Source organism: Methylomonas sp. 2F7 (assembly GCF_057126975.1).
Genome location: NZ_CP195203.1, coordinates 2,461,384 through 2,480,834 on the forward strand (window position 1 = coordinate 2,461,384; position 19,451 = coordinate 2,480,834).

The following is a 19,451-nucleotide window of genomic DNA, read 5'->3' on the forward strand; positions in this document are numbered from 1 at the left end:
GGCACGACATTTGCTCAATTGACCAATAACCACGATCAAGTAGCTCATCGATGATCGTCATTTACTTGCTTATGAGCCTACTGATCGAAAAACGGCATGGATCAAGAATCTTTGGGCAAAACGTGTGTTGATCAAATAAATCATAGCTTGACCGACACCGAATCCCACTTTGGCAGAATCTATTTCAAATCGACAGGAGTTAACATGCACAAATTGCTATACCGAACGGCTGGTTTAACAGCGTTTATCATCGCCGGTTGCAGTTCGCTACATCAAAATAGCCTCAATTTAGCCAGCGACGCCACCGGTGCCACCCAGGTCAAAAGCATTCAATTTAGCGGAACAGGCCGCTGGTATCAGTTCGGACAAGCGCCGAGTCCCGATTTACCCTGGCCGCCCTTTGCGCTGAAAAACTACACGGCCGACATCAATTACGAAACCGCCAGCGCCCGCGTGCAAATTAGTCGCTTGCAAGAGATAGAGCCGGGACGCAATCGGCCACAACCAACCGAGCAGAAGTCTGATCAGTACGTCAGCGGTCCGTATGCCTGGAATGTTGCCCCGCCTGCCGCAGGCGCCAGCAGCGCAACTCCCACCATCACCTCGCAACCGACAACAACAGAAGAGCGCGCCGCGGAAATATGGGCCACGCCACAAGGATTTTTAAGAGCTGCGCAGACCCATCAGGCCACAATCGAAGAAAAAGGCAACGACACCGAAGTGTCCTTTACCTTGGACGGCAAATATCGCTACCAGGGCACTCTGAACGCCAACCATCAATTGACCAATGTTAAAACCTGGATTGACAACCCGGTATTGGGCGATACCTTGGTAGAAACTCAATACAGCGACTACAAGGTATTTGACGGTGGCGTATTTCCCAGCCATATCGTGCGTCTGCAAGGCGGCTATCCGGTATTGGATTTGAACGTCACAACGGTAAACGCCAACCCGACAGTAGACATCGCGGTACCCGCAGAGGCCGCCAAGAAACCAAACATCATCGTTGCGGCCAATAAAATGGCCGATGGCGTTTATTATTTGACTGGTGGTACGCACCATAGCGTGGCCATCGAACAAGTTAACCATATTGTCTTGGTAGAGGCGCCGCAGAACGAAGAGCGCTCACTTGCTCTGATCGAAAAACTGAAGGAAACCATCCCCAATAAGCCGATCAAGTATGTGATTAACACCCATGCACATTTTGATCACAGCGGCGGGTTGCGCACCTTTGTCGATACAGGGGCCACGATCGTCACCCATGAGCCCAATCAAGCCTATTACGAAAAAATTTGGTCTGCTCCCCACAGCATTCGCCCAGATAATCTGGAGAAGTCCAAAAAATCCCCAAGCTTCATTAACTTTGCCGGTAAGCAAGTAATTTCTGATGGCAAACGTAACATCGAGATTCATTCCTTGACTGGCAACAGCCATAACGACGCCTTTGTCGCGGTGTATTTGCCCAAAGAAAAGATATTGATAGAAGCGGATGCTTATACTCCGCAAGCCACCAACGCCCCAGCGCCCACCTCGGTGAATCCTTATTCACTAAACCTGTATGAAACCATTCAAAAGCTTAAATTGGATGTTGGCCAAATAGCTGCATTGCATGGCCCGCGCGTGGTAACCCTTGCGGATTTACGAGCGGCGGTTGGCCTAACTAGAGTGGCAAAATAAATCCAGCCATTCCAGGTATCTTGCATTCCGGCGGCTAATGACTGACCGCTCGCAATTCTCCGACGCTGAATCGCTGAAACAGCGTCGGAAATTCGCTTATTCCCGGCAGAGATGAATTTAAAGCCACGGGTGTTATTGCTTGTCGACACCTTAACTCACAGGCCGAGTGAGTCCCCGAACAGGCCCAGGACTTACGCTGGCCGGCATCCATACCATCCGTTCGCAAACCTTACCTAAACGCATCCAAGTATGAACCAACAAATTTCCGACATACCGTCGTCGAGCAAGCGCCGGCCCTGGCTGTGGACCGGCGCGATATTAGCCGTGAGCCTGGCCGGGACCGGCGTTTATTTTCATCACAGAGAAGCCGCCCCGGACGCTAAAGCGGAGCGCGGCGGCAAGGGCCGGCGCTTTTTCGAGCAGCAAGACTCGCCGGCCGTCGTCGCCATCCAATCCGCTAGCAGCGGGGATTTTCCGGTCTATCTGAATGCACTGGGCACCGTCACCGCACTACGTACCGTGACCGTCAAGCCGCGAGTGGACGGCGAACTGGTGAAAGTGGCGTTCAGCGAAGGGCAAATGGTCAAGGCTGGCGATCTGCTGGCAGAAATCGACCCGCGGCCGTTTCAGGTGCAGTTACAACAAGCCCAAGGCCAGTTGCTGCGCGACCAGGCACTGTTAAAAAACGCCGAACTGGATCATGCCCGTTATGAAACCTTGCTGGCTCAAGATTCCATCGCCGCCCAGCAAACCGTCACCCAGGCGTCGCAGGTCAAGCAATATCAAGGCAACGTGGAAATGGATCAGGCCTTGGTCGATAGCGCCAAGTTGCAAATCGGTTACGCCAAGCTGACCGCGCCGATCTCGGGTCGCGCCGGTCTAAGGCAGATCGACCAAGGCAATATCGTTCGCGCCAACGACGCCAACGGTTTGGTGGTAATCACCCAATTACAGCCGATCAGCGTGGTGTTCACCTTGCCGGAAGATAAATTGCCGGAGGTAGTAAAGCGCTATCGCGACGGTCAGGCTATTAAAATAGAGGCCTACGACCGAGGCGGCAAGCTGAAGCTGGCGGAAGGCAAGCTTACCGCGCTGGACAATCAGATCGACCCGACCACCGGCACCATCAAACTAAAGGCGCAATTCGACAATCAGGAGCAAACCCTGTTTGCTAATCAATTTGTTAACGTGCGCATGCATCTGGATACCTTGCACGGCGTCACGCAGATACCCAGCAGCGCCTTGCAACACGATACCCAGGGCGCGTTTGTGTACGTGGTCGATGCCGAAAATATTGCCCATTTGCGCCGCGTCGAACCCGGCCCCAGCGAAGGCGAAAAGGTGGCTATCCAAAACAACCTGGCCCCCGGCGAACAACTCATCCTCACCGGCATAGACCGGGTCAAGGACGGCGGCGTGGTGGATGTGGCCGAGAAAGACGGACAAGCGGTCGCCGCCAAACCGGAATTGCATCCCAAGCCGGAAGACGAACCCGGCAAACGTAGGCGGCGCGGATAAGTCATGAGTCTTAGCGATCCGGGCAAGGCCGGCTTCAATCCTTCGCGCCTATTCATCCTACGGCCCGTAGCCACCTCCCTGTTGATGGTGGCTTTGTTGTTGGTCGGCATACTGGCCTATCGGCTGTTACCGGTCTCGGCGCTGCCGCAGGTCGATTATCCAACCATCCAGGTCACCACCCTGTATCCCGGCGCCAGCCCGGAAGTGATGACCTCCATCGTCACCGCGCCGCTGGAACGGCAGTTCGGACAAATGCCGGGCTTGACTCAAATGAGATCCACCAGTTCCGGTGGCGCGTCGGTGATCACCTTGCAGTTTAACTTGCACTTGGATCTGGACGTTGCCGAGCAAACCGTGCAGGCCGCGATCAACGCCGCCGCCAACTTCCTACCCGACGATTTGCCGCAAGCGCCGCTTTACAGCAAGGTCAATCCGGCCGACACACCGATCATGACGCTGGCGGTCAGCGCCAAATCGCTGCCCTTATTTAAGGTAGAGGATCTGGTCGATACCCGTCTGGCGCAAAAAATCGCCCAATTACCCGGCGTCGGCATGGTCAGCATCAGCGGCGGTCAGCGCCCAGCGGTACGGATTCAGGCAAATCACAAAGCGCTGGCCGCATACGGCATCAGCCTGGAAGACGTGCGCAGCGCGATTGCCGCCGCCAACGTCAATCAACCCAAAGGCTCAATCAACGGCCCAACTCGCGCCGCGACGATAGACAGCAACGATCAATTGCGTTCGCCAGCCGAATACCGCGAGCTGGTGGTGGCTTACAAAAACGCCGCGCCGGTCAAACTGGCGGACGTCGCCGAAGTTGTGGACAGCGCCGAGAACGTGCGCCTAGCCGCCTGGGCCAACGACAATGCAGCCGTCATCATCAACATCCAGCGCCAACCCGGCGCCAATGTGATCGAGGTGGTGGATAGGATTCAGGAATTGCTGCCCAAACTGCAAGCCTCGCTGCCGCCCGGCATAGAAGTCACGCCCTTAACCGACCGTACCGTAACCATTCGCGCCTCGGTGCACGATGTGCAATTCGAGCTATTGCTGGCCGTGGCGCTGGTAGTGATGGTGATCTTCCTGTTTCTGCGCAATATCCCAGCCACCATCATCCCCGGGGTTGCGGTGCCGCTGTCTTTAGTGGGCACCTTTGCGGCGATGTATCTGGCCGATTTCAGCATCAACAATTTAACCCTGATGGCGTTGACCATCGCCACCGGCTTCGTGGTGGACGATGCCATCGTCGTCATCGAAAACATCTCCCGCTATATCGAGCGCGGCGAAACACCCTTGCAAGCAGCATTGAAAGGTTCGGCGCAGATCGGCTTTACCATTATCTCGCTGACTTTTTCGCTGGTGGCGGTATTGATTCCGCTGCTGTTCATGTCCGATGTTGTAGGCCGGCTGTTTAGGGAATTTGCGATTACGCTGGCGGTAGCGATCTTGATTTCAGCGGTGGTGTCGTTGACCCTGACGCCGATGATGTGCGCCAAACTGCTGCGCCCCGGCACCGGCAACCATAGCGAAGACGAAATCGGCGACGACTGGTTCGGCCGGTTGATCAAGACCTACGGCCGCAGCCTAAGTTGGGTAATGCAACGGCAAGCGGCGACCTTGCTGGTGTTTTTCGTCACCGTGGCATTAACCGCGGCGATGTACGTCTGGATACCGAAAGGCTTTTTCCCCAGCCAGGACACCGGCATCATTCAGGGCTTTTCCGAAGCGCCGCAAACTGTGTCGTTTCCGGCGATGGCCGAGCAACAGCAAAAACTGGCCAAGCTGATATTGGAAGATCCAGCCGTGGACAGCCTGTCCTCATTCATCGGCGTCGATGGCGTCAACGCCACGCCCAATAGCGGCCGGTTTTTGATCAATTTAAAACCGCACGACCAGCGACCGCCGGCTAACGAGATTATCGCCCGCTTGAAAACCCGTTTGGCGGAATCGCCCGGCACCGTGTTATACCTGCAACCGGTGCAGGATTTAACGATGGAAAACCGGGTCAGCCGCACCCAATACCAATTTACCCTGGAAGGCGCCGACATCGACGATTTGAACCGCTGGACCGGCAAGCTGGTAAACGCCTTGGAAGGTCGGCCGGAATTCGCCGATGTAGTCAGCGACGTGCAAGACCAGGGCCGCCAGGTGTTTGTGAAGATCGACCGCGCCACCGCCAGCCGCCTGGGCGTCAGCACGGCGGCAATCGATAACGCCTTATACAGCGCTTACGGCCAACGTCTGGTATCAACCATCTTCACGCAGGCCAATCAGTACAGGGTGGTATTGGAAGTCGATCCGGCCGAGCAGACCGGCCCGCAAGCCTTGAACGAATTGCACATACCTTCCACCAACGGCACGCAAGTGCCGTTGTCGGCCATCGCCGAACTCTCGGAACGGCCGACCACGCTGGCGATCAGCCATCTGGATCAATTCCCGGTGACGACCGTCTCGTTCAATCTGGCTCCCGGCTATGCGCTGGGCGATGCGGTCGCAGCTGTCGATGCCGCCAAAAACGAGATCGAATTGCCGTTAGCCATCCGCAGCGAATACCAGGGCGCCGCGCAAGCCTTCAAGGCCTCGCTGGGCAACACGCTGTGGCTGATCCTGGCGGCGATTGTTACCGTGTATATCGTGCTGGGCGTGCTCTATGAAAGCTATATCCACCCGATCACGATCCTGTCCACTCTGCCCTCGGCCGGTGTCGGCGCGTTATTGGCTTTGCAAGTCTCCGGCGGCGACCTGGGCATCATCGGCATCATCGGCATTATTTTGTTGATCGGCATCGTCAAAAAGAACGCGATCATGATGATAGACTTTGCGCTGGAAGCGGAACGCAAGCAACATCTGCCGCCCGAGCAGGCCATTTTTCAGGCTTGCTTGTTACGCTTTCGGCCGATTTTGATGACCACCTTGGCCGCGCTATTGGGTGCCTTGCCGTTGATGTTGGGTAGCGGCGTCGGCTCCGAGTTGCGCCATCCGCTGGGTATCACGATGGTCGGCGGCTTACTGCTTAGCCAATTGTTGACGCTGTACACCACGCCGGTGATTTATCTGACCATGGACAGGTTGGCGCGGCGGGTTAACGCCGGTCTGGGGCTGAATCAAGTGGAACAAGCGGCAAAGGACCCAAGCCAACCATGAACCTGTCCGAATTATTCATCCGCCGCCCGGTCGCCACTACCTTATTGACCATAGCCATTGCCTTATGCGGCGTGCTGGCGTTTTTGAATCTGCCTATCTCCTCGCTGCCGCAAGTGGACTTTCCAACCGTATCGGTGCAGGCGCAGATACCCGGTGCCAGCGCCGAGACGATGGCCGCGACGGTCGCCACGCCGCTGGAACGTGCGCTAGGCCGAATCGCCGGGGTTACGGAAATGACCTCCAGCAGTTCCCAAGGCTCTACGCAGATTACATTGCAATTTGATTTAAACCGCGACATCGACGGCGCCTGCCGCGACGTGCAGGCCGCAATCAACGCCGCCGCCAGTATGCTGCCCAGCACTATGCCCAACCGGCCCAGTTATCGGCGCGACAATCCGTCGGATTCTCCAATACTTATTCTGGCACTGACCTCGGACAGTTTCACGCGTGGCCAGATGTACGACTCCGCCTCGACGATTTTGCTACAAAAAATTTCGCAAATCCCCGGTATAGGTCAAGTGCAGATCGGCGGCGCGGCATTGCCCGCGGTGCGCGTGGAACTGAACCCCAACGCCCTGAGCAAATACGGCATTGGCTTGGAAGATGTGCGCAACACCATCGCCCAAACCAATGTCACCCGGCCCAAAGGCGTATTGGAAAGCGCCAACACCCGCTGGCAGATTCAAGCGAACGACCAGGCCCGCAAGGCCGAGGAATATTTGCCGCTGATCGTCGCGTATCGCAACGGCGCGCCGGTGACGATTGCCGACTTGGGCGAAGCGATCGATTCGGTGGAGGATTTGCGCAATACCGGCTCAAAGAACGGCAAACCTTCGGTGCTGTTGATCATCCGCAAGCAACCGTTGGCCAACGTCATTCAGACCGTCGATCAGGTATTGGCCGTGCTGCCACAGTTGCGGGCGGCCTTGCCCAGCAATATCGAACTTTCGGTAGTCGTGGACAGATCCTTATCCATCCGTGCCTCGATTACAGAAGTCGAACATGGCCTGTTCGTCGCGGTGGTGTTGGTGATTCTGGTGGTGCTGGTGTTCCTGCGTAACCCGCGCTCGGCGGCGGTACCCATCGTCGCGGTGCCGGCCTCCCTGCTGGGTTCATGTGCGGTGATGTACTTCTGCGGATTTAGTATCAACAACCTGACGTTGATGGCCTTGACCATCTCCACCGGCTTTGTGGTGGACGACGCGATTGTGGTGGTGGAAAACACTAACCGGCACATCGAAGAGGGCGTGGCACCGTTTCGCGCCGCGCTATTGGCTGCCAAGGAAGTGGGATTTACCGTACTGGCAATGAGCGTGTCGCTGGTAGCGGTGTTCCTGCCGATTTTGTTAATGGGCGGCGTGCCGGGCCGTCTATTTCGGGAATTCGCTGTAACCTTGTCGGCGGCGGTACTGGTCTCACTGGTGATCTCGTTGACCACCACCCCGATGCTGTGCGCCCGCTGGCTGGGTAAGGAAGCCAAGGAACACGGCGCCGTCTATCACGGCATAGGCGCAGCTTTCGATTGGATACAAAACATCTACCGGATCAGCCTGGGCTGGGCCTTGCGCCATGGCCGCATCATGCTGAGCTTGTTGCTGGCGACCATTGCTTTAAACATTTACTTATACGGCGCTATTGATAAGGGCTTCTTCCCAACCCAAGACGGCGGCCGTTTACTGGGCGAGATTCAAACCGATCAAAACACCTCGTTCCAAACCCTGCAAAAACAGTTCGCGCAAATCTCCGAGATTTTGCAAAAAGACCCAGCGGTCGCCAATGTCGCCGGCTTTGCCGGCAGTTCGCAAAGCAGTAACAGCGCGCGGATTTTCATTACTTTAATTCCGCACGAACAACGCGACGGCGTCGAGGTGGTAATGGAGCGCTTGCGCAAGGCCGCAGGCCGGGTTCCCGGCGCCAGTTTGCATATGTTTCCGGCCCAGGAACTGCGCATAGGCGGACGCATGTCGTTCGGCATGCTGGATTACACCCTGCAGGCCGACGACCTTGATTTATTGCGAGCGTGGACACCCAAGGTACAAGCCGCGCTGGCTCGGTTGCCGGAATTGAGCGACGTCAGCACCAGTCAACAGGACAAGGGCGAACAAATCGGCCTGACCGTCAACCGCGATCTGGCCGCGCGTTACGGCGTCAGTCAGGCCTTGATCGACAACAGCCTGAACAGCGCCTTCGGGCAGCGTCAGGTGTCGGTGATTTACAATCCGTTGAACCAATACCGGGTGGTGATGGAACTGGCGCCGCAATACTGGCAATCACCGGATAGCCTGAAACAACTCTATATCAGCGCACCGGGCAGGGCCGGCTCCGACGGCACGCCGGCACAGCCCAAGCAAGTACCTCTGTCGGCGCTGGCCGGCTTTGCACCCAGCAACGCACCGTTGTCGGTTCATCACCAAGGCCAGTTTGCGGTGACCGAATTATCGTTTAATTTAAAGCCCGGCATATCGATGTCCACTGCCGATGCCGCTATCAACCAGGCCTTACGCGACATAGGCTTGCCGGCCGCCATCACCGGCAGCTTTCAAGGTTCGGGTAAGGCGTTTCAGGAAGCCTTGCGCAGTCAACCCTGGCTGGTCTTGGCCGCGCTGATCAGTATTTACATCGTGCTGGGCGTACTTTACGAAAGCTTGATACATCCATTGACGATTCTGTCCACCCTGCCCTCGGCCGGCGTCGGCGCCTTGCTGGCCTTGATGGCTTGCGAAAAGGAGTTCAGCATCATTGCGCTGATCGGGGTGATTTTGCTGATCGGCATCGTCAAGAAAAATGCGATCATGATGATAGACTTTGCACTGCTGGCTGAGCGCGAGCGCGGTTTGGATTCGCGGGAAGCGATCTTTCAAGCCTGCATGCTGCGCTTCAGACCCATACTGATGACCACGCTGGCCGCTCTGTTCGGCGCATTACCGCTGGCCTTAGGTAGCGGTTACGGCGCCGAATTGCGCCAGCCTTTGGGGATTTCCATCGTGGGCGGCCTGATTTTCAGCCAGCTGTTAACTTTGTACACGACGCCGGTCGTTTATTTGTATCTCGACCGGTTCCGGCTGTGGATGCACGGCCGCTTTTCCAACCGCGCCGCCAGCCCAGCGCCACATTCCATCTAACTAAACCGATTGTCATGCGTTTACGAATAAACCCACCGTTGCTTGCTTCCTTACTGACCTTGCCGTTGGCTGCCTGTACGGTAGGCCCGGATTATGTGCGCCCGCAAGCCAATATATCCGAGGAATTTAAGGAAGTGAAAGGCTGGAAACAGGCACAGCCGCGCGATACCGGCTTGCCCGGCAAATGGTGGGAGATTTTTAACGACCCCAAACTGAACGAACTGGAAGAACAGGTCGCCGCCGCCAACCAGTCCATCATCCAGGCCGAAGCCCAATACCGGCAAGCCCAGCATCTAGTGCAGTCTGTGCAATCGTCCTTACTCCCGGTGGCGACGCTGACCGGCACCTTCAACCGCTTCCGCGCTGCCACCGGCCAGAATGTCGCGGTGGGCGGGGTGCGCAACCTGTTCGCTCAGGCGGTCGGCGTGGCCTGGGAGCCGGATTTATGGGGCAGCGTACGCCGCCAAGTGGAAGCCAATACCAGCAATGCGCAGGCCAGCGCCGCGACCTTGCATGCCTTGATTCTGTCCAGCCAATCGGCGTTGGCGGACAGTTACTTTCAAATGAAAACCCTGGACGCCCAGAAAGCCTTTTTAGACGAAACGGTGACGGCGTTTGCGAAAACCCTGGAGATTACCAAAAACCGCTATGCGGTCGGTGTGGTGGCCAAAGCCGATGTGGTGCAAGCGGAAACTCAATTGGAAACCGTGCGTGCCCAATCTATCGATCTGGGCGTGCAGCGTGCCAAGCTAGAACATGCCATCGCGGTACTGATAGGCAAATCGCCGGCGGAACTGGCGTTGGCACCCGCGCCTCTGGACGCACAGCCGCCGGGCATTCCGGTCAGCCTACCGTCTGAACTGCTGGAGCGCCGCCCGGACATCGCCGCCGCCGAACGCAAAATTGCCGCTGCGAATGCGCAGATCGGCGTCGCCAAAGCCGCTTATTTTCCGACGCTGAATCTGGCCTCGACCAACGGTTTTCAGTCGCCGACCGCCGACACCTTGTTTACGATGGCACGGCGTTATTGGTCCTTGGGGCCGGCCGGACTGGCGTTGACCTTGTTCGATGGCGGGGCCAAAAATGCCCAGTATAAACAGGCGATAGACGCCTACGACGCTACTGTCGCCGGATATCGACAAACGGTACTTACCGGCTTTCAGGAAGTGGAAGACAACCTGGCCGCATTGCGGATACTGGAGGAAGAAACTCAGGTGCAGGACAAAGCCGTGGCGGCGGCCAAACAGGCCTTGGCGCTAACCAATAACCAGTACCAGGCTGGTACCGTGAGTTATATAAACGTGATGACTGCACAAACCGCCGCTCTAGCCAATCAACAAACTGCTACGCAATTGTTGGGGCAACGTTTGTCGGCTTCTGTGATGCTGGTAAAAGCTCTCGGTGGCGGCTGGAACGAAACCCTGGTGCCCACCGAAGACGAAGCCGACGGCGACCGAAAATGGACGGATTATTTGATTTTGCCGCTGGTGGAATAATCGCAGGGAAGATCAGACGCAAGACCACCATTGCACACTACTTGCAGTTGCAACAATGGCGGGGTAAACCTACAAAGGCTGTTTTGCTTGGTAAATCTCTGCCTGCCGACTCAAGAAGTTAATTCTAAAGGGGGATAAAAACCTGCTTATCCCCCCGCACCACCTTAATCCAAACACCCCCATCCGTTGACACCCTTCGTGGTTGGTCTACATTTATCGGCAGTTCGGTTTAGCCGTTAAGCTTTCAACAACCGGCCAAGGCGGGCATCAGTTGAATTCACGCCACTATTAAATAATTGACCATAAGGAATCTTAATGAACAAAGAAGCGGCGAAGGCACATATTCTGAAAAATTTAATGCCGGGAGATTCTCTAGTCGGATTTTTCATCGCCCAGCAACCTTTCAAACTTTGGTTGTTTTTTATCATCGGCCCTCTGGCTGTATTGAGCATGAAGCAATATTTCATTGCCGTTACTCAAAAAGGCATCCATTTTCACCGTTTAAACTTATTGGGGAAATTTGCAAGCGACGACTTTTTTGCCTTCAATGAAATTGCCACCGTGAAAATCGGCAAGGGCATGCTGCAAAGGCCGATGAAATTTACATTTAATAACGGCCGAAATATCTACATTAAAGCGCAGCTAAAAGGCGTGGAAAAAGTAGCCAAGCTTGACGAAGCCACGCAAAAACATATTCAACAACACATTGCCGTCGTTAAATGATCTTGTTTTTTATTGTGACGGCAGCCTATACCGCGCTGCTGCTGTTTTACAGACCATCGCCGAGCAGCCTGAAAGACGCCCCGCTGACTTTCTTGGAAAACTTTAAGCAAATTAAAGCGGCGTTGTTTTCCGGTTTGTTGCTTTTTAGTATTTTTCTAGTTACCAGCGACTTTGGCTTTAATGAGATCGATCAGCGGCTTTATCGTTTATTTGCATTGAACAATATTTCGGCAGCGGCGATTTTATGGCCGCTGCAAGCCATCACGCATTTATTTATCCACATTAACTTTCCGCATGTGCTGACCAATGTAGCCGGCCTGGGCATCGCTGCGGCGTACGAACGGCAAGTCGGCTCGGGCCGATTTTTAATGGTGTTGCTGGTAGCCGGCTTGTCCTCTATCCCCTCAATCCTGTTCTATGCCGAGCCTATTGCGATCTGCGGTATTTCCGGCGGCGTATTCGGTTTAGCTGCCGCTTACTTCACCGACCAGGAGGGTCTGAGCATCAAAGAGTGGCTGTATGCGGTACTTATCTGTGGCGTGTTTTTGGTGGTTTTGTCCTTCGGAAACAGCATGGAATATAAAGCAAACGGTCAACTGCAATTTAAAATCGATCATTACGGTCATGCCCTGGGTGCGCTGGGGGCTATCGTTTACTGCCGTTTTAGACCTAGAAAAACGGCCGACAAGCCTTTGCCAAACTATTGACCGGCCCTATTTATCTCGGGCATTCCGTTCGGACTGAGCTCGCCTAAGCCCAGGGCGAACGGTATTTAAGGGCCGGGTTAATAACAGGATGGCTTTGAATTTATTCCGGTATTCGTCCGTAAACAACCGTCGCGGCATGATTTGATTAGCTGTTGATTGAAAAACGGCAACAGCCCCTAAAAGGTAACAACCACATCGGCACCAAAGATAAATTGGCTGTCCTTATTGCGTTCGTCGTAAGCATCGACGCCTTGCGACCAGTCGTAGCGGGCTTCAGGTCTAAACATCAACCATTTCGCCGGTTTCCAGTTTAGGCCGACTGTCGCCGCATAGTAATTGGCAGGCCCAGTCGCCAGTACCGCACAACTCGGGCACATTTGGCCCACCCGGACGCCGTCGTCATCCCTAAACCATTCGCCGCGCAGGCCCACGCCCACCGTATCCGACAGGTCGTATTTCAATTGGGAATGGATGCCGTACCATTCGGCGTCGGCGAAGTTGTTCAGCGGGTGTTGTTGTTCGATACCGTGGTCGTGCTGCAACACGTAATGCCAGCGTTCGGCAAAGTTATGCTGGAATACCAGACTGTAAAAGGTGCGGTTATCGCGCTTGTTGATGCCGGTCTGGCGCTGAAATTCGCGTAGATTGTTGTTGCTGTTGACGTCGCCGGTAATCAGCGTCGCGGTAAACGAGGTTGCTGCATCGTCGCTGGTCCAGGTTGCGCCGCCCAGAAAATTCCAGTTTTCCATGTTTTTGTCGAAACCGTCCCAGGCGCCGTTGCCGTCCAGTACACCGTTTAGTTTGGTGTGGCCACCGGTCACCGCGCCCAGTGTCACGCTGAGATTTTTATGGACCGGATAAGTCGTGGTCATGCCGAAATGGGTAAACGGCTCGCCGTACTGGAAGGTATAGGGGTGAGTGTAGAAAAAATTGTCCGGCGACAAGCCGGTCTCGTAACCCATGATCGTATAAAACCGGCCAATACGCGTGGTCAGGCCCTTGCCTATCGGCGTAAAAATATCCAAATAGGCATTTGGGATCGCCAGTTTGTAAAAGCGCTCGTCGGAACCAATTAATCGGTTATCCCAATGGCCGCCGCCGTAGGGATTGATAGTATTAAAACGGGCGTCGCTGCCGTACATCAGCGTCAGTTTGCCGCCGACGTCCCAATGGTCGCCGCCGGTATCGACGTCGCGGATCAATTCGCCGCCGAACTGGTGCAAATTGAATTCGTTGGCCCGGTCGGCAAACACCACGGTGCCGTTGTAACCGTCGCCGGGGTCGTTGGCGTTGTAAACAATACCGGCATCGGCCCAACTATGGACGCGCAAGCCGGCTGCTTTCATCCAGGGCAAATCGTTGATCATGGATAAGCCATTTAACAAACCGGCGCGTTCCTCGGCCGGCAATGGCGACATCGCCAACAATAACGGTGCGGCGTACAGCCATTCGCGGATTCGTAAAGATGAGTGTGGCATGGTGTTCTCCTGTCGAAAAATGAATCGTCGAAGTTTTTCGGACGCAAGCGCGCCCGCCAGCCGGAAAATCCGGCTTAAATAGCTAAGGTTGCGGAAAGTCAGATCGCGGCCGGCAGCCGTTTAGTCGGGACGGGCAAGATAGGCGCGCCAGCCGCCGTAATCGGTAATGTCCAGTGCCTCACCCACGGCGGCCGTTTCGCAGACGAAGCCCTGCACGCTAGTGCCGTCCTGCAATTGCACGCTGCCTATACCCAACGGCGGCGGTATTTCGGCGACGAATTCGCCGTAACGGCTGACCGGTAAGGCCCAGACCTCGACGGCAATTGCCGCGCCGGGTTCGGCGCGGACCATACCGGGCCGCTTGCCGTCCGGCAACGCATATAGCCGGTAGGTCGAGGCGGTGTGCGTGCGTTGCAGTAAGACGCCGCCGCGGCCGGTCAAAAGATGGTTTAGCGGCAGGCCGGACAGATGCGCGCCGCACACCGCGACCCGGATGAAGCCGAAGGTGTCTTCAGTGCTCGCGTCGGGTAATTCGGAGCTTAAGGTTGCGGAGACGCCCAGCGCATGCGGCGCCAATTGCTCGCGCCGTTTCGCCAAAGCCAGCAAGGCCCGGTCGGCAAAGGCCGGCGCGCACAAGGTGATGCCGAACGGCAGGCCATTGGCGCGAAAACCAGCCGGCAGCGCAATGGCGCTTAGGTCGAGCAGGTTCATGAAATTGGTGTAATAACCTAATCGACTGTTCAATTCGAGCGGATTGTCTTCGACTGCCGCGATCCGGTAGATGGTGCCGGTGGTCGGCGTGACCAGTACATCAATTTGCCGCCAGATCGCATCGCTTCGCACCTTCAATTCCTGCAACCGGTAAAATGCTTGCCAGGCATCGGCCGCCGACAAGTCCGCGCCGTTGGCCAAAATGGCGCGGGTAACCGGGAATAGCGCTTCCGGGGAGTTTTGCAACAGCTCGCCGGCAACCAAATAGCGCTCGGCCAGCCAAGGCCCGGCGTAAAGCAGGCTGGCGGCGTCCAGCAAGGGCTGGATGTCCACTTCGACGGCGCTGCCGCCTTGCCGGACTAGTTCCGCAACCGCCTCGGCGAATAATTCGCTGGCGGCAGCATCGCCGAAAAATTGCAGTTGCTCCGGCTTAGGTACACCGAAACGGAAGCAGCCGGCGAAGCCTGGCGGCACAGGCAAGGGTTGGTCGGGACGGTTGTAAGCATCCGCATCGTCGTAAACGTTGGCGACCCGTATTACCCGTTCCGCGTCGGCGGCCGTCAACGTGAAGATCGATACGCAATCCAGGCTGCGGCAAGCCGGCACCACGCCGGAAGTGCTTAACAAGCCCCGCGTCGGCTTGACGCCGACCAGATTATTGAACGCCGCCGGTACCCGGCCGGAACCGGCGGTGTCGGTGCCCAGTGCAAAGCTGGCCAACCCCGTCGCTACCGCGACCGCCGAACCCGAGCTGGAACCGCCGGCGATGTAAGCCGAATCGAAACTGTTTTGGCACACACCATACGGCGAGCGGGTTCCGACCAAACCGGTCGCGAACTGGTCCAGATTGGTCTTGCCGACCGGAATCGCCCCGGCGGCGATCAATTGCCGCACCACAAAAGCCGATTGCTGCGGCTGGTAGGCGTAAGCCGGACAGCCTGCGGTAGTGGGTAGACTGGCCAGATCGATGTTGTCCTTGATCGCAAACGGAATGCCGTACAAGGGCAAGTCGTCCGGCGATTTGTCCGCCAACGCCGCAGCATAAGCCCGCATCTGCGGCAGCGATAAACGGCTGATCCAGACGCCGCGCGCCGGCGCGGATTCCAGGCGTTGCCAGAGCATGTCCACCAACGACGCCGGCGTCAATTCTCCATCCCGGTAAGCTTGGCTGAGGCTAGCGATGCTCAGTACCTCGGGCAATTCGGTCCAAGCCGTCATGCGTCCTCCCCGGCCTGCAGCACCAGCAAATCTTGGCCGGCGCTGATCTGGGCGCCTTCGTTGCAAAATACTTTCCAGACCGTGCCGTCTTCCGGCGCCGGCACCGGAAACTCCATTTTCATCGATTCGACCACCACCAAGGCGTCGCCTTTCCTGACGCTATCGCCGGCCTGAACCAATACCTGCCAGACATTGCCGGCGATATGGCTGGCCACGGCCCGGGCGCCGGGCGGCAAGTCTAATTCGGTATCGATGGCCGCCGCCGCGACGGTCTGGTCGTCGGCATAAACCTGGCCGGCTTGCTCCCAGCGTTCGCGTTCTGCGTCGAAGGCCGCTTGTTGGCGGCTTTTGCATTCGGCAATCTCGTCGGCGTGTTCGCGCAGAAAGTCGTTGTATTGGCGCAGGCTGAAGGTTTCCTCGCGAATATCCAGCTTGAGCTTGCCGCTGAGCACATCTTGTCGGTAACGCAGCAATTCCTCGGCGGATACCGGATAAAACCGAATTTGGTCGAAAAAGCGCAGCAGCCAAGGCTTGCCGTCGCGAAAATCGGCGGTTTGCCGGTAGCGATTCCACATCGGCACGGTGCGGCCGACGAACTGATAGCCGCCCGGGCCTTCCATGCCGTAGACGCACAGGTAAGCGCCGCCGATGCCGACTGCATTCTCCGGGGTCCAGGTTCGAGCCGGGTTGTATTTGGTCGTCACCAGTCGGTGGCGCGGATCGATCGGGGTTGCCACCGGTGCGCCGAGATAGACGTCGCCCAAGCCCATCACCAGATAACTGGCGTTGAACAGGATCTCCTTGACCTGTTCGATGCTGTCCAGGCCGTTGATGCGGCGGATGAATTCGATATTGCTCGGACACCACGGCGCATCCTTGCGCACCGACTGCATGTATTTTTCGATGGCCAATTGGGTGGACGGGTCGTCCCAGGACAGCGGCAGATGGACGATGCGGGTCGGCACTTCCATGTCTTCGATGCCGGGCAATTCGGCTTCGGCCTGCGCCAGAATCCGCATCAGTTCGTCCAGCTCCAAGCTTCGATCATAATGCACTTGCAAGGAACGTATGCCCGGCGTCAGGTCAACAATGCCGGGAATGCCGCGCTGTTGCAGGCAAGTCATCAAGGCGTGCACCCGAAAGCGCAGATTCAGGTCCAAAATCAATGGCCCGTATTCGACCAGTAGGTTGCGGTCGCCGGCCTGGCGGTAGGTGACGGCTACCTGATCTTCTCTGGCCGGCGTTGCGGTGACGATACAGCTTTCCTGGGCATCCGTTTCCGCTGGCAATTCGGGCAAAGCCGCATCGGCAGGATTGGCTATGACCCGTTCGACCTCGGCATCCAGATGTGCAGCCTGTTCGCGGTTCAAGCGGATAAAGCGCACGGTATTACCTGGCTTCAGTTGGCCCAGTTTCCACAATTCCGCAGCGACCACCGTAGCCGGACAGACAAAGCCGCCCAGACTGGGACCGTCCGGACCGAGTATCACCGGCATATCGCCGGTAAAATCCACGGCGCCTATCGCATAGGCGTTGTCGTGGATGTTGGACGGGTGCAGGCCGGCCTCGCCACCGTCGCTACGCGCCCAACGCGGTTTCGGGCCGATCAGGCGAATGCCGGTACGGTTGGAGTTGTAATGCACTTCCCAATCGGTCGCGAAGAATTCGGCGATGTCCGCATCGGTAAAAAAATCCGGCGCGCCGTGCGGCCCGTAAAGCACACCGATGTGCCAATGCTCGGCGTAGACAGGTAGCGCGGCCGAATTCGGCACGACTTCCTCGGTCATGGCGATTTCCACCGCAATCGGCAACACGTCGCCGACCCGCAGCACCCGGCCGCCGTGGCCGCCGAACTGGCCCAAGGTAAACGTGGCGCGGCTGCCCAGATATTCCGGCACGTCGAAGCCGCATTGGATCGCCAGATAAGTTCGGCAACCCTGGCCGGCAATAGTACCCAGTTTCAATACGTCGCCGGCGGACACTTGAATGGCTTGCCAGAATGCCACCGATTCGCCGTTCAACTCGGCTTGCATCGCCGCTCCGGTCAAAACGATGCGGGTGGCGAAATTGAAGCGCAGGCAGGGACCGTTGATCGCCATTTCCAGACCGGCCGCGTGTTCCGGGTTGCCCAAAATCCGGTTCCCTAAACGAAAGGCCAGCATATCCATCGGCCCGGACGGCGGTACGCCTACGTCCCAATAACCCAGGCGGCCCGGATAGTCCTGGATCATGCTTTGGGTGCCGGCTTCCAGCACATCCAAGGTGCGCGGACGATAAGTCAGTCCGGCTAGATAAGCGGTGATCTGCCGGCGGCTGCGAAACACGTCGTCGGCGACGATCTGCCGTAAATAGGCCAGATTGGTTTCTATACCGGCCAAACGGGTGTTGGCCAGTGCGGCGTGCATCTCCGCCAACGCCTGTTCGCGGTCGGCGGCGTGGACGATGACCTTGGCCAGCAACGGATCGTAATGCGGCGTGACTTCCAAGCCGTTTTCCAGCCAATGGTCGATCCTGACTGCGGCCGGAAACCGGCAATCGGTCAACAGGCCGGCCGAGGGTTGGAAGTTTTTGTTCGGGTCTTCGGCGTAGACCCGAACCTGCATCGACCAGCCCCGCGGCGCGTGCCGGTATCGATCCAGAAACCCGCTATCGCCGGCCGCCAGCCGCACCATCCACTCGACCAGATCGGTGCCGGTGACTTGTTCAGTGACACCGTGTTCGACTTGCAGCCGGGTGTTGACCTCCAGAAAATAAAACTCGCCGCTGTCCTGGTCGTAGACGAATTCGACCGTGCCGGCCGAACGGTAAGCCACCGCCTCGCCCAGTGCCAAGGCATGGTTGTAAAGCGCAGCGCGCGTCGCCTCGCTGATGCCTGGCGCCGGGGTTTCCTCGATCACTTTCTGGTTGCGGCGCTGTACCGAACAATCGCGCTCGCCTAAATGGATCACCCGGCCCGCGCCGTCGCCGAATATCTGCACCTCGATATGGCGGGCGCGTTCGATGAATTTTTCCAGATACAGGCCGCTGTCCTTGAAATTGGCCGCGCTCAAGCGCTGCACCACGGCAAACGCCTCGCTCAGTTCGGTATCGTTGCGGCACAAGCGCATGCCGATACCGCCGCCGCCGGCAGTGCTTTTCAGCATCAACGGATAGCCGATGTCGGCCGCCGCTTGCAAGGCCTGGGCGATATCCGCCAGCAAGCCTGTGCCCGGTAGTAACGGTACTCCGCAGGTTTTGGCAATCTCGCGGGCAGTATGTTTCAAGCCGAAACGCCGCAATTGCTCCGGGGTCGGGCCGATAAAGACGATACCGGCCGCCGCGCATTGTTCGGCAAATTCGGCATTTTCGCTCAGAAAGCCGTAGCCGGGATGGATGGCCTGGGCGCCGGTGGCCTTCGCCGCTGCCAAAATCCGCTCGCTGCGCAAATAGCTGTCGGCCGCCGCCGCGCCGCCGACGCAAACCGCTTCGTCGGCATCCTGCACGTGGCGGGCGTGGGCGTCGGCTTCGGAATACACCGCGACGCTGGCGACCCCCAATTGCTTTAAGGTCCGAATGATGCGGCAGGCGATTTCGCCGCGATTGGCGATCAATACCTTGTTAAACATGAATCCTCTTCTGGCGGGCCGTCCCGCCTTGCTTTGCCAACGCCGGGTCGTC

Annotated in this window: 10 protein-coding genes; 7 read left to right on the forward strand and 3 right to left on the reverse strand. The window is 57.3% G+C overall.

Features of this window, described 5'->3' with window-relative positions:
* Positions 1-204: 204 nt before the first annotated feature.
* The 7 genes from ACR64Q_RS11070 to ACR64Q_RS11100 all read left to right on the forward strand — a co-directional run bounded on the left by ACR64Q_RS11070 (position 205) and on the right by ACR64Q_RS11100 (position 12,387).
* The gene (locus ACR64Q_RS11070) at positions 205-1,677 is read left to right on the forward strand and encodes an MBL fold metallo-hydrolase (RefSeq protein WP_313734729.1); all 1,473 of its coding nucleotides are present in this window, start codon (positions 205-207) and stop codon (positions 1,675-1,677) included.
* A gap of 249 nt (positions 1,678-1,926) precedes the next feature.
* On the forward strand, positions 1,927-3,195 hold the full coding sequence (locus ACR64Q_RS11075; protein WP_313734730.1) for an MdtA/MuxA family multidrug efflux RND transporter periplasmic adaptor subunit: 1,269 nt from the start codon (positions 1,927-1,929) through the stop codon (positions 3,193-3,195).
* A 3-nt stretch (positions 3,196-3,198) separates the two neighbouring features.
* On the forward strand, positions 3,199-6,339 hold the full coding sequence (locus ACR64Q_RS11080) for an MdtB/MuxB family multidrug efflux RND transporter permease subunit (protein WP_313734731.1): 3,141 nt from the start codon (positions 3,199-3,201) through the stop codon (positions 6,337-6,339).
* Positions 6,336-9,461: an efflux RND transporter permease subunit gene (locus tag ACR64Q_RS11085; protein ID WP_313734732.1), complete on the forward strand. Its 3,126-nt coding sequence runs from the start codon at positions 6,336-6,338 to the stop codon at positions 9,459-9,461. Before ACR64Q_RS11080 ends, ACR64Q_RS11085 begins: the two co-directional genes overlap by 4 nt.
* Before the next feature lie 14 nt (positions 9,462-9,475).
* Positions 9,476-10,957: an efflux transporter outer membrane subunit gene (locus tag ACR64Q_RS11090; RefSeq protein ID WP_313734734.1), complete on the forward strand. Its 1,482-nt coding sequence runs from the start codon at positions 9,476-9,478 to the stop codon at positions 10,955-10,957.
* Positions 10,958-11,272: 315 nt separating this feature from the next.
* A complete protein-coding gene (locus tag ACR64Q_RS11095) occupies positions 11,273-11,680 on the forward strand; it encodes a hypothetical protein (protein WP_026600912.1) in 408 nt (135 codons plus the stop codon).
* On the forward strand, positions 11,677-12,387 hold the full coding sequence (locus tag ACR64Q_RS11100; protein WP_026600913.1) for a rhomboid family intramembrane serine protease: 711 nt from the start codon (positions 11,677-11,679) through the stop codon (positions 12,385-12,387). The genes ACR64Q_RS11095 and ACR64Q_RS11100 overlap by 4 nt, the downstream gene beginning before the upstream one ends.
* A gap of 176 nt (positions 12,388-12,563) precedes the next feature.
* Here ACR64Q_RS11100 and ACR64Q_RS11105 read toward each other — a convergent pair whose 3' ends face one another.
* The 3 genes from ACR64Q_RS11105 to uca all read right to left on the reverse strand — a co-directional run bounded on the left by ACR64Q_RS11105 (position 12,564) and on the right by uca (position 19,399).
* The gene (locus tag ACR64Q_RS11105; RefSeq protein ID WP_026600914.1) at positions 12,564-13,865 is read right to left on the reverse strand and encodes a porin; all 1,302 of its coding nucleotides are present in this window, start codon (positions 13,863-13,865) and stop codon (positions 12,564-12,566) included.
* Between the two features lie 120 nt (positions 13,866-13,985).
* Entirely contained in the window at positions 13,986-15,794 is a 1,809-nt protein-coding gene (gene atzF, locus ACR64Q_RS11110; RefSeq protein ID WP_313734738.1) for an allophanate hydrolase, read from the reverse strand.
* Entirely contained in the window at positions 15,791-19,399 is a 3,609-nt protein-coding gene (gene uca, locus ACR64Q_RS11115) for an urea carboxylase (RefSeq protein WP_313734740.1), read from the reverse strand. The genes atzF and uca overlap by 4 nt, the downstream gene beginning before the upstream one ends.
* Between the last annotated feature and the right edge of the window lie 52 nt (positions 19,400-19,451).

What these genes read in the sequence shown, in the direction of transcription:
- ACR64Q_RS11075 (WP_313734730.1), top strand. Translation starts at nt 1,927, where the DNA reads ATGAACCAACAAATTTCCGACATACCGTCGTCGAGCAAGCGCCGGCCC.
- ACR64Q_RS11090 (WP_313734734.1), top strand. Translation starts at nt 9,476, where the DNA reads ATGCGTTTACGAATAAACCCACCGTTGCTTGCTTCCTTACTGACCTTG.
- ACR64Q_RS11085 (WP_313734732.1), top strand. Translation starts at nt 6,336, where the DNA reads ATGAACCTGTCCGAATTATTCATCCGCCGCCCGGTCGCCACTACCTTA.
- atzF (WP_313734738.1), bottom strand. Translation starts at nt 15,794, where the DNA reads ATGACGGCTTGGACCGAATTGCCCGAGGTACTGAGCATCGCTAGCCTC.
- ACR64Q_RS11080 (WP_313734731.1), top strand. Translation starts at nt 3,199, where the DNA reads ATGAGTCTTAGCGATCCGGGCAAGGCCGGCTTCAATCCTTCGCGCCTA.
- ACR64Q_RS11070 (WP_313734729.1), top strand. Translation starts at nt 205, where the DNA reads ATGCACAAATTGCTATACCGAACGGCTGGTTTAACAGCGTTTATCATC.
- ACR64Q_RS11100 (WP_026600913.1), top strand. Translation starts at nt 11,677, where the DNA reads ATGATCTTGTTTTTTATTGTGACGGCAGCCTATACCGCGCTGCTGCTG.
- ACR64Q_RS11095 (WP_026600912.1), top strand. Translation starts at nt 11,273, where the DNA reads ATGAACAAAGAAGCGGCGAAGGCACATATTCTGAAAAATTTAATGCCG.
- ACR64Q_RS11105 (WP_026600914.1), bottom strand. Translation starts at nt 13,865, where the DNA reads ATGCCACACTCATCTTTACGAATCCGCGAATGGCTGTACGCCGCACCG.
- uca (WP_313734740.1), bottom strand. Translation starts at nt 19,399, where the DNA reads ATGTTTAACAAGGTATTGATCGCCAATCGCGGCGAAATCGCCTGCCGC.